Source organism: Hyphomonas adhaerens MHS-3, assembly GCF_000685235.1.
Lineage (GTDB): Bacteria > Pseudomonadota > Alphaproteobacteria > Caulobacterales > Hyphomonadaceae > Hyphomonas > Hyphomonas adhaerens.
In genome coordinates, this window is sequence record NZ_ARYH01000001.1 from 2135004 (window position 1) to 2147910 (window position 12907).

The 12907-nt window shown below is 54.7% G+C and carries 10 protein-coding genes and 2 pseudogenes; 8 read left to right on the forward strand and 4 right to left on the reverse strand.

Annotated elements, in window-relative coordinates; translation table 11 throughout:
* Positions 1 to 31 precede the first annotated feature (31 nt).
* Entirely contained in the window at positions 32 to 673 is a 642-nt protein-coding gene (locus tag HAD_RS10505; RefSeq protein ID WP_084331877.1) for a TetR/AcrR family transcriptional regulator, read from the reverse strand.
* Positions 674 to 804: 131 nt separating this feature from the next.
* Here HAD_RS10505 and HAD_RS10510 point away from each other — a divergent pair, with 131 nt between their 5' ends.
* From HAD_RS10510 to HAD_RS18860, 7 genes and pseudogenes are all read left to right on the forward strand, one after another.
* Positions 805 to 3147 carry a TonB-dependent receptor gene (locus tag HAD_RS10510; RefSeq protein ID WP_162177498.1) on the forward strand — a complete coding sequence of 781 codons (2343 nt, stop codon included), beginning with the start codon at positions 805 to 807 and terminating at the stop codon, positions 3145 to 3147.
* 215 nt (positions 3148 to 3362) lie between these two features.
* Positions 3363 to 4223 (forward strand): fumarylacetoacetate hydrolase family protein, encoded by an 861-nt coding sequence (locus tag HAD_RS10515; protein ID WP_035570927.1) that lies wholly within the window; start codon positions 3363 to 3365, stop codon positions 4221 to 4223.
* Positions 4220 to 5071: a polysaccharide deacetylase family protein gene (locus HAD_RS18390; protein ID WP_084331879.1), complete on the forward strand. Its 852-nt coding sequence runs from the start codon at positions 4220 to 4222 to the stop codon at positions 5069 to 5071. The genes HAD_RS10515 and HAD_RS18390 overlap by 4 nt, the downstream gene beginning before the upstream one ends.
* A 17-nt stretch (positions 5072 to 5088) precedes the next feature.
* Positions 5089 to 5910: an alpha/beta hydrolase gene (locus HAD_RS10525; protein WP_035570929.1), complete on the forward strand. Its 822-nt coding sequence runs from the start codon at positions 5089 to 5091 to the stop codon at positions 5908 to 5910.
* 27 nt (positions 5911 to 5937) lie between these two features.
* Positions 5938 to 6648, forward strand: a complete 711-nt coding sequence (locus tag HAD_RS10530; RefSeq protein ID WP_035570930.1) for a VOC family protein — start codon at positions 5938 to 5940, stop codon at positions 6646 to 6648.
* 110 nt (positions 6649 to 6758) lie between these two features.
* The gene (locus HAD_RS10535) at positions 6759 to 7838 is read left to right on the forward strand and encodes an NAD(P)/FAD-dependent oxidoreductase (protein ID WP_035570931.1); all 1080 of its coding nucleotides are present in this window, start codon (positions 6759 to 6761) and stop codon (positions 7836 to 7838) included.
* A gap of 210 nt (positions 7839 to 8048) precedes the next feature.
* Positions 8049 to 8300 (forward strand): annotated as a pseudogene (locus tag HAD_RS18860) (DDE-type integrase/transposase/recombinase); the annotation flags it as partial.
* Between the two features lie 68 nt (positions 8301 to 8368).
* On the opposite strand, the gene HAD_RS10540 reads toward HAD_RS18860, so the two are convergent.
* Together HAD_RS10540 and HAD_RS10545 are read right to left on the reverse strand one after the other, a co-directional pair.
* Entirely contained in the window at positions 8369 to 8995 is a 627-nt protein-coding gene (locus HAD_RS10540; RefSeq protein WP_035570933.1) for a TetR/AcrR family transcriptional regulator, read from the reverse strand.
* A 42-nt stretch (positions 8996 to 9037) separates the two neighbouring features.
* The gene (locus HAD_RS10545; RefSeq protein ID WP_035570935.1) at positions 9038 to 11014 is read right to left on the reverse strand and encodes an oleate hydratase; all 1977 of its coding nucleotides are present in this window, start codon (positions 11012 to 11014) and stop codon (positions 9038 to 9040) included.
* A 205-nt stretch (positions 11015 to 11219) separates the two neighbouring features.
* Here HAD_RS10545 and HAD_RS10550 point away from each other — a divergent pair.
* Positions 11220 to 11545: pseudogene (locus HAD_RS10550) on the forward strand (IS6 family transposase); the annotation flags it as partial.
* A gap of 56 nt (positions 11546 to 11601) precedes the next feature.
* Here HAD_RS10550 and HAD_RS10555 read toward each other — a convergent pair.
* On the reverse strand, positions 11602 to 12861 hold the full coding sequence (locus HAD_RS10555; protein WP_035570936.1) for a TetR/AcrR family transcriptional regulator: 1260 nt from the start codon (positions 12859 to 12861) through the stop codon (positions 11602 to 11604).
* Positions 12862 to 12907 lie beyond the last annotated feature (46 nt).

Consider the following 12907-nt stretch of genomic DNA (forward strand, 5'->3'; position numbering starts at 1 on the left):
AACCGGAAGCTCAACATCCAAAGTCCGGAGCTCAGAGGTCGGCTTGTCTTGCGAGTTTGGCAGCTTCCGTCGCCCGAGCCTCTGGCGTACCAAGAGCCAGCAAAATGCTCTTTGCCACATGATAAGCGTGATCAGGTCCTGTTCGGCCGGCCAGCGTTGAGTGCATCGCCTGGGTGACAGTGCCGACCATAATATTAATCGCGACCTCGTCGTCCTCTAACGTGAACAGACCCTGATCGCGTCCAGCTTGCATATCGCGGGCAATATTCGCTCCGGTTGACGCTCCAACTGGATGAGGAAAGTTCATGGCGGCGATACTCAAAATGACCCGCGCCCAGACAGGGTCGGCTTTCGTGCGATTTAGGAAACTGCCAAACGTCCAGGCTAGGCGTTCAGGCGTACCGCTAATTTCTTCCGTGTAGCTATCGATCTGATCATTCAACTGGTCGACTAACTCGCTAGCCACAGCCTTCAAAAGATCTTCCTTGGTTTCGAAATAATTATAGAAGGTGCCACGAGAAACGCCTGCCTCGCTAAAAACCTCAGCGTTTGTTGCAGCCTCTAAACCTTTCTCAGCAAAAACGCGCATTGCGGCGTCGACGAGAATAGCGCGTGTCTTTCGACGCTTTCTCCGACCGATCTCGGCTCTTTCCATGATTGTATGAGAGTTCATTCTGCTGACTTCGATTGCCTTCCAAGGACCCTAAACCAGATACCGCAAATCATCAAATTGACTCTTACTCCAATTTGGATTACGAATCCAATTCAAATCCGGCATTGGATAGCTGGGACAGGGAGGAAGTCTTGAAGAAAAATATATGGTCACTCACGTCTACAATTGCCTTGCTGTTGGGGGGCGTGGCGATTGCCGGTGGGGCTGCCTCCGCTCAGAATGCTGATGCAGACAGAGCAGACACGGAAGTCCGGCAACTCGATACCGTAACGGTGACTGCTCAGAAGCGAGAGCAAAGCGCTCAGGACGTTCCCGTTTCGATTACCGCAGTTTCGGGCGAGCAGATCGTGGAGGCTGGAGCTGGCAATTTGGAAGACCTCAAAGGCTATCTTCCGAACGTGGAAATCGTCGACTCGCCGGGAAGGAACCGCGTCGTGATCCGGGGATTAGGCAGCGGAGCGGGAAATATCGCGTTTGAGCAATCTGTTGGTATGTACATCGATGGGATCTATGCTTCGCGGGCTGCTCTTTTCCAGGCTCCGTTCCTGGATATGGAACGTGTTGAAGTTCTGAAGGGCCCCCAGGGGGTGCTGTTTGGAAAGAACAGCATTGCTGGTGCTGTAAGTGTTATCACCAACAAGCCAACGTCTGAATTTGAGGCGGAAATCTCGGGCTCCTACGAATTTGAACACGAGAGCTATGAGGTGACTGGAATCCTTTCCGGGCAAATTGCGGAGGGTCTCTACGGGAGAATTGCTGCGAAAACCTCTGATGAGGGCGCGTTCATGGACAACCCGGTCCTCGGGCGCGACGTACCAGAACTAAATACAAACGTCGTACGCGGCACGCTTGTCTGGGACGCTAGTCCCGACACGGAACTCATGCTCAAAGTCGAAGGCAGCAAGTTCAATAATGATGGTTCGTCTTGGCAGCTTTTCGCTGATTACTCGCCTGGAACACTTCCCTATATTGCGGAAAACGACCCAGCATCCCTCCCGCCCGGTTTGTTCGCGCCAATCTACTTCGGTTCGCGCGCACTTGGCGAAGATTTCATCTTGGACAACACCTCATTCATCAATGAAGAAGAGGCGACAGAGCAGGAATCTTTTACAACCACCTTTCAGGCAAAACATGATTTCGGTTCGAATGAACTGACTTACCTGTTCGGCTATGGTGAATTTGATCGGAGTCAATTTACTGATCAGGATTTTTCGGCGGCTCAGGTTCTGAGTCTCGACCGTGGAGAGGACTTTAATCAGTTTTCTCACGAGCTAAGGCTGGCCTCTACCGGTGGTGGGCCATTGGACTACCTTGTCGGACTTTACTATCTGGACCGGGAATTCACCCTCACAACGTACCAGAATCTCTTGGGAAACCTTCCGCCGGCAGCGGCCTTCAGCCTAGGTGGTAGTTATACGGAGAATACAAGCTCATTATCTGCATTTGGTCAGGTGACATGGCATGTGAGTGATGTGTTGCGCCTTACCGGAGGGCTGCGCTACTCTGAGGAAGACAAGGATGCGTCCAAGGAAAATTCCACATATGAGTTTGGGTCAACGAGTGTCCTAAAACCTCAGCCCACAAATCCTGCGCGTCCGAACTATTCTATTGATGACAGCCGTAGCGAGAGCGGTATCGATCCGGCAATCAGTGTTCAATGGGATGTCGGTCCCAGCGCTATGCTTTATGCCAGCTGGACACGCGCTAGCAAGGCAGGCGGGTTCAACTCTCAGGATGTGACGGGAACCCTGGAGAATTTTAGCTATGATGAGGAAACCGCCGAAGCGTGGGAACTTGGTGTAAAGGCCGAACTTCTTGATCGTCGACTAAGGACGAATGCATCGATCTTCCGGACAAAATTCGATGACCTGCAGGTTGGTGCATTTGATCCTAGAATTAGCGCTTTCGCTGTGACGAATGCCTCCAAGGCGATTTCTCAGGGTGCTGAACTTGAAGTGCTGTTCGCGCTGTCGGATTCAATCACGATTGGTAGTAATATTGCCTATCTTGATGCGGAATATGAGGATTTCGTTGTCAGCTGCCCTGACAATCCCGTAGCGGCAGCCAGGCTCGATTGCTTTATTGGCGGCACGCCTGCCCGTCCGCTTGTGGATCTTGAGGGTGTCACGTTGGAGAACGCGCCGGAGATTACGTCGTCGTCGTTCATCGAATACAACCAATTGGTTGGAAATTCCTTTGAATTTACAACTAAGCTCGATGCCAGTTTCAAAGACGAAACGACACTAAATTTCTCACAGGACTACAATCTTATGTCAGAGCCTGTCTGGAAGCTTAATCTGCGTGTGGCGCTTGCGAATTTGGACAATGGCTGGGAAGTGGCCGCTTCGGCTTACAATCTCACGGACGAACAGCCGATAACGTTCGCCGGGCAGGCATTCTCACAGCCTGGTGTATATTGGGCGACAAGGGACAGAGGGCGCGAGGTGCGGGTGTCGGCCAGGTACAGGTTTTAGCTGTGGTGTATTTGAGAACTGCCGGGCTTAAGCGTCAACATGGCGTGGCCGGCCCGGCGAACTCGATACCAGAGAAGCAATGTATTCCTCCCAACGTTGCTTCGCCAGAACTGGGGGAACACGGACGGGATGCCGTTGAGTGTTCTCCGCTTTTATTCAGAAGAAGCGAACCCATGCCAGCTCAGAAAATGACGTTGCAGTCACAGGACTAACTTATGAAGCTTGCGACCATCAATAATTGCACACATCTGATCACCGAAGCTGGAGGCGTCGATATTGCGCGCGCCTCTGGTGGGCGGTTCTCAGCAGACATGAAACCGCTGCTCGCCCAGTTAAGCGATTTGCGCGCTTGGGCTGACGACGCAGACTTTGTGTTTGACCCAAGTCTAGCCGAGGCGCGCTTACTGGAAGACCTTAGCGTGCTCGAAGCGCCCATCAGCAATCCAGATCAGTTATTTGCAATCGGCTTAAACTACCGCGCCCATAGCGAGGAGACCGGGTTGGACGTTCCGGACGAACCGATGGTCTTCACCAAATTCGCATCATCGATCGGAAAGCCGAGCGCAGATGTTGTTTTGCCGACTTTGACGTGTGACTGGGAAGTGGAACTCGTCGCCGTGATCGGCAAAGGCGGGCGAAACATCCCGGAAGCGGAAGCGCTCGAACATATTGCGGGTTATTGTGTGGGGCAGGACGTCTCTGAACGCACACTGCAATTCGCAAATACTCCGGCGCAATTCAGTTTGGCGAAGAGCTACCCGAATTTCGCTCCGATAGGTCCCTGGATTACGACGACAGACGAAGTGTCAGTGGACCAGCTGAAGATCGGGTGCCATCACCAAACCGCGACATTGCAAGACGGAAACACCGCGCAAATGATTTTCAGCGTCGCGGCGCTTGTCAGTTATTTATCCAAAGTGTGCGAACTAAGAACAGGCGATCTTATCTTTACTGGGACGCCTGAAGGCGTTGGTCTGGGCGATAAGCCACCAAGGTACATTGAGCCGGGCTGGGTGATTGAGTCTGAAATCGAAGGTCTCGGTCGGATGTCGAACCGTTTTGAGGTGGCGTCGTGACCGAACCCTCTGCGCATATCATCAGTTTGACCTTTGACAATTTTGGCGAGGCGTTTGATCTGCAGAATGATCGGCATCCAGATGGAATCCCCTTGGGCATGCATGCGTCTGCGAGAGTGCTGCCTGAAATCTTGGACCATCTTGAGGAGGTGGGACTCAAGGCGACGTTCTTTGTCGAAGGCTGGAATGCGGAACACTATAGTGGCTCGCTCGCTGCGATAGCGGAGCGAGGACATGAAGTTTCCCTTCACGGATGGCGGCACGAACATTGGTCAAACCAATCCGAGAGCGATCGACGATTCATTCTCGAAAGATGCATTGCGGCCTTTGAGGCAATTGGTTTGACGCCGTCAGGGTTGCGACCACCTGGCGGAGTGAGCACTCCCGATACCACAAATTTGCTGAAAGAGTTCGGACTGGTCTACCAGTCACCACTCGGAGACACCGTCAATGTCAGCCCGGAAATTGTCACGCTTCCATTTTTGTGGCCGCATGTTGATGCGCTTTATTTCGAGCCACTGCTTGCAAATGGGCGCGCGCGACTTTTGGGGCATCCGGATGTCGCAGATGTGTCTGTATGGGAGTCCGCGCTTACGTCGCTTCTCCATTCTGACACCAGCGCAGCTTCGTATCGCGCAGTGATCTTTCATCCTTACTTGCTCGCGTCTGACCCATACCAGATGCAGATCTTCAAAACTTTCACCGAATGTCTGTCTGACTGGACTCATGGGTCATGGCTGCCGTGCCGCGCCGTGGCGGACTTTGCGCGTACCAATCCGCAATGGGTGTCCGACCTGCGCTATTCGCAAAAGACGCCTGACCGCGCCGACCTTCTCTCAGCCTTTTAAATCCCCAGGAGCCGATCATGCGTCTTGAAACCCATATCCTCAATGAATTGCACAGTTTCAGATATTGTGGCGAGGACGCCAAATATGCGCTGGTCATCTCCCATGGCATCGGTGGGCACGGCGGCATCTACGATGATTTCTGCGAGCACCACGCCGCCAAAGGCGTCGATATCTGGACCTATGATGCGCCAGGACACGGACGCTCGACCACCAATCGCCCGAAAGGACAATGGCGGTTTTCTGAATGGGCGCAGGCCAGCATGGATTATGCGAGCTATGTCAAAAACCTGACCGGCTTGCCTGTCTTTACAATGGGGTCGAGTCTGGGTGTCGGCGCCGCCATCTCCGCGATCAGCCATGAGGATGTTGCCGGCTCGGTTTTGATGGGCTCAATCATTGTGCCAGGTCATCCGATATTCAATGAAGTCGGCAAACCATTTCGCACAGATGGCTGGTCTGAAGGCGTGAAACTGCTTCGGGGCGCGGGCGTCCTGGACATTCGCCGTTTTTTCAATTTCGACGTGGATTATGGCTACAAAGGTGCCCAGGCGCAGAAGGAATTGGATCCGTATAATACGTGGGCTTATGACTTAGAAAGCTGGGCAAGTCTGTGGCAATATGAGCCGCCCAAGCCGCTTTCTGAAAACGATAAACCGATCCTGTACACGGTCGGCGATAGCGACCCGACTTTCCCGGTCGATCTCGTCCGATCTGTCGCCGAAAGCATCGGCGGGCCTGTAGATTTCGTGCCATTCGAAAATGCGGGTCACCAGCTGATGCTCTTCCAGACTGAAAAGTTCTCAACCACCGTCCACGATTGGGCGCTGAAGCAAATTTAATCCGCAACGCCAACTTAGGAGGCCGTTATGTCTGCCAACATTAGAGCCAATGGAATTAATCACCTGGCGCTTTCAACAAACAGTATGAAGGAGCAGATCGAGTTCTTTTCTGATGTGCTGGGGATGGAACTGATTGCGCTTTACTGGATGCATGGCACCGAAGGTTGCTGGCATGGCTTCCTCCGCTTGAACGATAAAAGCGCGCTGGCTTTTGTCTTCAATCCAGCAAATGCTGACGCTCAAACGCTATATGGTGTCACGCAACCGGGACATATGACGGGATCGTCTGCACCAGGCACCATGCAGCATGTGGCGCTAAACGTAGATGGGATGGAGGCACTGCTGAACATGCGTGACCGTATTCGGTCGCGGGGCGTGAATGTGACGGGCCCAATCAATCACGGCTTTGCCAACAGCATTTATTTCCAGGGGCCGGAAGACATCAGTCTTGAAGTCTGCACTTTTGAAGAATGTGAGACGCCGGTTGGACCAAAAGATTGGATAGATCCTGAAGTCGTGGAAATTGCCGGCATCTCTCAGGAAGAACTCGGGCGATACATCAAGCCTGCGGAATACGCCGGTAAAGCAGGCGCCGTCGAGCAACCCCCCTTCAATCCGAATGGGTACAATCCGAAAATGCCGGAAGAAATGCTGAAGGGCATACTTGCAATGCCAGACGAGCAGGTCACGCAAATGCTCAGCGAACCGACGCCACCGTCTCAGATGCACAAGACCTAAAGCCGAAATACCAAACAAGGTACAAACCCCATTTTATACTAGGGATAATTTCAATACCCGGCCTTCCCGTGCAGGGCGAGGCCAGGTCGAATGTGCGCAGGGAGCCGAATTTGAGGAAAAGGATCGTTATCGTCGGTGGCGGCTATGCTGGCATGCGCATGGCGCATGGCTTGGACGAGCTCGCCGATGTGACCTTGATTGAACCGCGTGAAGCGTTCTTCCACTGCGTGGCCGCGATTCGGGCTGTGGTCCAGCCGGCGCTTCTTGATCGGCTGATCATTCCTTATGACCGTCTGCTGAGGAATGGCAGGATCATCAAGGCGCGTGCCGAACAGATAAGTGAAGGTTGTGTGGTCTTGGGAAATGGCCAGACAGTTGAAGGCGATTTCATTATCGCAGCGACCGGTTCCAACTATGCCCGGCCCTTCAAGGCGCAATCCGATTCGATCGCCGACTTTCGCTCACATCAGGCCGCGGCGCACGCCGCAGTCGAGGCCGCGCAGACCATCATTGTCGTCGGTGCCGGACCCGTGGGTGTGGAACTGGCAGCAGAAATCAAGTTTGCCCATCCCGGAAAGTCGATCTCGATCTTGGCGGCTTCGGATGACGTGGTGCCCGGCATTGCCTCGAAACTCTCAAAGGCGTTGCGGCCGCAGATTGCAGACATGGGAATTGATGTTCAGCTTGGAGCATTTGTCGATGGGGTGGATAGGACGGACGCTCCCTTCGCCGGGGGCCTTCATGCCGGAGGGAAGACCTACGAGGCCGATCTGATCGTTCCTGCTTTTGGTGCAAAGCCTGTACTTCCGCCTGTTGAGTGTGCTGCCGCATCGGCTTCCGGGCGCTTGGAAGTCGATCAGTGGATGCGACCGTGTGGGTATCAAGCGGTCTTTGCTCTGGGAGACGCTGCCGATAATGGTGATCCGATGACTATTGTTGCTGTGCGTCGGCAGGTCAGTTGGCTTCTCAAGACAGTGAAAAAGCTGATTGATGGTACATCTGTCGAAACACTGCCTGCCTATACACGGGCAACAAAACCCTTGCTGCTGGTTCCTTTGGGCCAGAAAAAGGGAGCTAGCATTCTGCCCATCAGCCGCTCAGGCTGCCTGGCCGGACCGTGGCTGACGCAAAAGGCCAAAGGCAGGGACCTCTTCTTGACGGATACTCGCAAGGAACTCGGATACACGTGATGGTGTTGTCAGGGCAAAAGCCCTTTAGGCGACCGATCCTGCAGCTTAGCTTGGGGGGCATTGTCAGAGGAAATCGGTTTGGTATGATATTGATGCCGGTTGTTTCTCGTCGCTCACCTCCGCACTGTAGCGGTATCAAGCTTGTTCGTCCGAAATTGGGGTGACAAGGCGGGAAGAGACAGCCAGATCTCTTTCCTCTGACAATGCCTCATTGGGAGTGAAGGTCGCCAGGAGTGCGGCCCGCACATGAACAATCGTGCCAAAAATTCCCACCTTCCTTTCCGCCGACGAGAGCGGGCGATGTCTCGGTTCCGGCGAATGCGAAGTTTGCAAAAGTTCGCTTCAATCCATTCGTCTGTGTGCAATCACTTCAATCATCAAAGGAACATCGAGAGCAGGGTCAGGTTCAAATCGCTACGCAACGCCGCTCTTCTCGAATGGCGCGAGCTTCTCGCTGCCTGAGACCTGCTCGTCCGCGAATAACGGAGACTGGTCGCATTAGCCTGACCGGACCCCTCGCATTGTAAGTCTTACCCCTTCAAAGGTTTGGGGCACACAATCAATCCTTTGAGATGGGTCAGAAGTACGTCCGCACGAGATGTCGTCTCACCCTCGGTCCGAGACAGAACGAGTCCGGACCACAGGGCGTAAAGGCTGCTCGCAAGCTGCCGTGTTGGAAGCTGATAGCTGAGCTTGAAGCGCGTTTTCAGCGTGTTCAGAACCGAGGCCAGAGCGTCATAGCTGGCGTTGCGCGCGTGTGCGCACTGCGCGGCGAAATTGGCGTCACGCTGCGCCTGTAACTGCAGCTCGATCGCCAGCAAGGACCATTGCGTTTGCTCCGCGATCGCCGTGAGGTGCTCTGCAAACCCTGCCAGAGCGTGATCGAGCGTATCGCTCGACGCGGATTTCACCAGAGACTGAAGCAGGACGGCTTCCCGTTCGATATGACGTTGGAGAACCGAGAGCAAAAGGTCCTGTTTGCTTTCGAAGTTTGAATAGAAAGCGCCCTGGGAGAACCCTGCCTTCTCGCACACGTTCCGAAGCGATGTCGCATTGACCCCGCCTTCGGCGAACAGGCTTTCGGCCGCATCCAGAAGGCGCTCGCGTGTGCGCTGTTGCTGTTCCTGCCGCGACAGTCGACGGGGCGCATGTGTCATGGCGAGGCTCTTCTGGCTGTGGCCCTGGGTTCAGTGCTCAATTCACTCAAACCCTTTGCGGACATTGGCAATCCAGCTCCCCAGCAACTTCAGCGCGGCGCCGCCCCTGGCGGCCAGGGTATCGACCTCGGCCTCAAAGGCTTCACGACGCTGAGTATCGGGTTCAGGCAAGGGTGGCAGGATGTGCGCATAATAGGTCTTGTCCAGCAACCGGTGCAGCAATCTTTCCCCCAGGAACGGCTTGCCGCTATTCAGGGCGCGCGCGGCCCTGAGCAGATTGCGGATGTCATACTGGGTTGGGCTGATATCGGGCGCCTGCTTGGGAATGTTCAGCAATTTGTAGACCCCGATCCGGGCAGTGCGGATAGACGCCTCCATGGTGAATATGATGTCGTTGCGGGTTTCCACGAACTGCCCGATCAGGCCCAGATTCGTGCATCCTTCCGGCACGACCCGGGGGCGGTCGCCGGCTGCGCGCTTCATGAATTGCGCCGTGATATAAGGCATCAGCGCAGTGCGCACCTTCGTGTTGGCGACCACGGCATCGATCTGGTCTTCAATTCCCAGATGATAGCAGAGTTCGCTGAGAATCTCCCGGCCCGTGCACTCCGACATGGTCTTGCCGACATGATTGCCGGGCTGGTCCATCAGCAGGCCGTAGACCCACAAGACAAGCGTGTCTTCGGGTTGATCACGGAAATGGGGCTGCCGGTTGCACGTCACGTTCAGCAGCCAGTTCGAGTCCGTGAACGTGATGATGCCGCCTGTCACCGTGCGCCCCGAATACGGATCATTGACGGAAAGCGTCTTGAGCTTGTCGACCAGAGGCGAGGGTTTGCAGGTCAGGGTGGCGGACTCCCAGATCGACTGGTCGGTGTCGCCATAGAATTTTTCGGGATGGCCGAAGACATCTGACTTTTCCGCCAGGTTCCGCCAGAGCGTCCAGCCGCTGTACTCGCCGGGCTCATGCCGTCCGACCGTCAGTTGGGGCACGGTATCCAGATCGCCATAGGCCGTGTTCTCCGTCATCGAGCCTGTCAGTGCAAAGACGAGATCGGTGTCACCGACTTCTAGTCGCTGCGGTTGACCCGAGACAGTGCAGACAATGCCGGTCACGGTTTTACGCCCGTCGGCCTCGCTCAGCTCCAGATCCTGCACGCGCGTGTCGAACTGAAAGCGCACGCCTTTTTGGCGCAGCATGTCTGCCAGCGGTTTGATGAAGGTATCGTATTGATTGTACTTGGGGAAAACGAGGGCTGACAGATCGCCGAATCCGTCCACCGAATCCAGGAAACGGTGCATGTACAGCTTGGTTTCCAGAAGGCTGTGACAATTCTTGAAAGCGAACATGGAGCGGAACAGCGCCCAGAAATTGCTGCTCAGAAAGCCTTTGGAAAAGTATTCCTCAATGGTCACATCATCGAGGTCTTCCTTTCTCTTCAGCATCAGACGGATCATTTCCCATTGCTGGGATTTGGTCAGCCCCATGTCGGTAAAATCCACGATTTCACCCTGATTGCGCATCAGACGCGCCTTGGAATAATTGGGGTCGTTGTCATTCAGCAGGCGGTATTCATCCAGGACCGAATAGCCTTCAGGCAGTTCCACGGCCGGGACATCCTGGAACATGTCCCACAGGGTGTCATAGTTCCAGTTCATCTCCCTGCCGCCTCGGATAAGGTAGCCGTCATCGGGGTTGCCAGCGCCGTCCATTGAGCCGCCCTCGATATCCATCTCTTCAAGAACGGTGATATTGGCAGGCGACATATGGCCGTCCCGGATCAGGTAAAATGCTGCAGCGAGCCCGCCAATGCCGCCCCCGACAATCCAGGCTTTCCGGTCTTCCACGCCGGGGGTGGGGAGGGGGCGGTGCCGGGCATAGGGGCCAATGAAATCGGGGGGCGGCAAGGTGTTCTTCGCCCGGTGGCTCCAATAGCCCGATGTGGCATCAGGTTCGTGCTCGAAACCATCCGGAGCGGTGGAAGGAGTGAAAGGGCCGAATTGTGTGCCATGGGTCATGTGAGACTCCGCTATTTGTCATCTGGCCGTGTGAACGTGACGACCTTGCAAAAGACAAATAGTGAGCGAAATCCAGATATCAATTGATATATAAAATTGCCGCCCTGTGCATAATGTCGCATCAGGACAGGCCCGGCGGCTCTTGTTCGTGCATTGTCAGTGGAACTGAGTTTGAGGCAGCTAATCCTGATGCTTAAGCTCGTAAATGAGCCAGAACCCATTTCGCTACTTCAAAACACCGCCTGAAATCATCCAACTTGCGGTAATGATGAATATCCGCTCCCTGCTGTGTTTGCGGAATGTTGAAGACCTGCTTCGCGAACGCGGCATCGACATTTGTCATGAAATGGTGCGTCAGTGGGTGGATCGCTTCGGCACTTGCTTCGCGCAAAAGATCCGCAAGTGCCGATCGGAGGGCATGAAGCAAAGTCCGCAGTGGCAATGGCATCTGGATGATATTTTTTGAAAATCCGTAGACAGACACATGATCTCTTGAGACCCGTCTATTACAAAGGCGAAGTGCTTGAAACCTAAGTCACGAAGTAGCGTGCCGATTGCTAAGCATGCCGACGGTTCGAATGCCGCTTTCACAGTTTAGGGATGCAAAGAATCTCTATCAGCTTTTTCATATCCGACCGGTTCTGCATCAGAAGTTCGTCCGAGGGCTCCATGCCTTCGAGTAACTGCACGAACCATATATTGGACGCACAAAGACTGAAGATCTGGGCATCTAGCCGACCGAACCCTGACGCTTCCTCCGCGACTCTAGACAGAAGGTCCATCGAGGTATCGCCGAAACGGGCGAATGTTCCCTCTACATGACTGCGGCTCGACTCCTGAACGCTTGCAGTCAACATTGCTCCAAATGTTCCGGCAAGGTCCTTCAGGAATGACCAATCAATGGTGTCCGGACTGAACATGCTGTTAGCCATTGCTTCAATTGATGGTGGCTTTTTATCTGCGCGTATCGTGTCTGTTCGTGACCGGGTTCGTTGAAACAGCGCGTCATGAGCCTGTTTTAGGAGCTCTTCTTTTCCCTTGATGAAATGAGTGACTGAGGAAAGCGAAACGCCCGCGGATGTGGCCACCGACCGGTGCGTAATTGCCTCGGCGCCGTCTTTCAGGATGATGTCGACTGCGGCATTGATGATTTTGACATGCGTCGGATGCATGCTCTGCGGCGCGGTCGGAGCCATGTTCCATGATGCGGCTGATTGACGAAAGGCGTTGTCGCCGTCCAGGTTAACCGGCCGGCCCTGAAGCCGTAGTGCAAACTGCCCGCACAGGCGGTGCGCCCACGGATCGAACTTCCACTGGTCTCCAGTAACCAGATAACCGAACCCCACGCCGTGTGAGAAAGCTCTCAAGGCCGCTACAAGCTGCTTATCGACCCCCGCCGTCTCAAGCAGGCGGTCCCAGAAAATCCTGGCCGCCCTCTGGCCGGCATGTGCGGACATCTGTGCCTTTGCCCGTATCGAGCGCAGGAGGGCATGCCACTGCAGCGCATGCTCGCGGTCCAGCCGGCAGTGAAGGTCACGGATGGCGGCAAACAGGCAGGCCTCGAAGTCACCCTCTCTGAGAGATGTATCGCAGATCAGCTGCGTCCAGTCTGACCAGGCAGCTTCGATACGCTGATCAGCAACAATGCACGCCTCTTCGATCAGAAGTGCCTGCGAGCCGAAATGGTAATTTACCAATGCCGGCGAAACGCCAAGTCGCGTGCCGATCTTCCTGACGGTCAGATCACCTAAGCCATCCTGCCTGACGGTGCTGAGCACGGCCTCGATGATCGCCGCCCGCATGGCTTCCGATTCGCGGACACCAGATTGATACATACGTTCAGGCATAACTACTCCACGCCGATGCTGATAATTGGCTTCTCATCAATGGGTT

Excerpts from the sequence above, each read along its gene's own strand:
- HAD_RS10505 (WP_084331877.1), bottom strand. The coding sequence starts at position 673 with ATGAACTCTCATACAATCATGGAAAGAGCCGAGATCGGTCGGAGAAAG.
- HAD_RS10515 (WP_035570927.1), top strand. The coding sequence starts at position 3,363 with ATGAAGCTTGCGACCATCAATAATTGCACACATCTGATCACCGAAGCT.
- HAD_RS10525 (WP_035570929.1), top strand. The coding sequence starts at position 5,089 with ATGCGTCTTGAAACCCATATCCTCAATGAATTGCACAGTTTCAGATAT.
- HAD_RS10530 (WP_035570930.1), top strand. The coding sequence starts at position 5,938 with ATGTCTGCCAACATTAGAGCCAATGGAATTAATCACCTGGCGCTTTCA.
- HAD_RS10540 (WP_035570933.1), bottom strand. The coding sequence starts at position 8,995 with ATGACACATGCGCCCCGTCGACTGTCGCGGCAGGAACAGCAACAGCGC.
- HAD_RS10545 (WP_035570935.1), bottom strand. The coding sequence starts at position 11,014 with ATGACCCATGGCACACAATTCGGCCCTTTCACTCCTTCCACCGCTCCG.
- HAD_RS10555 (WP_035570936.1), bottom strand. The coding sequence starts at position 12,861 with ATGCCTGAACGTATGTATCAATCTGGTGTCCGCGAATCGGAAGCCATG.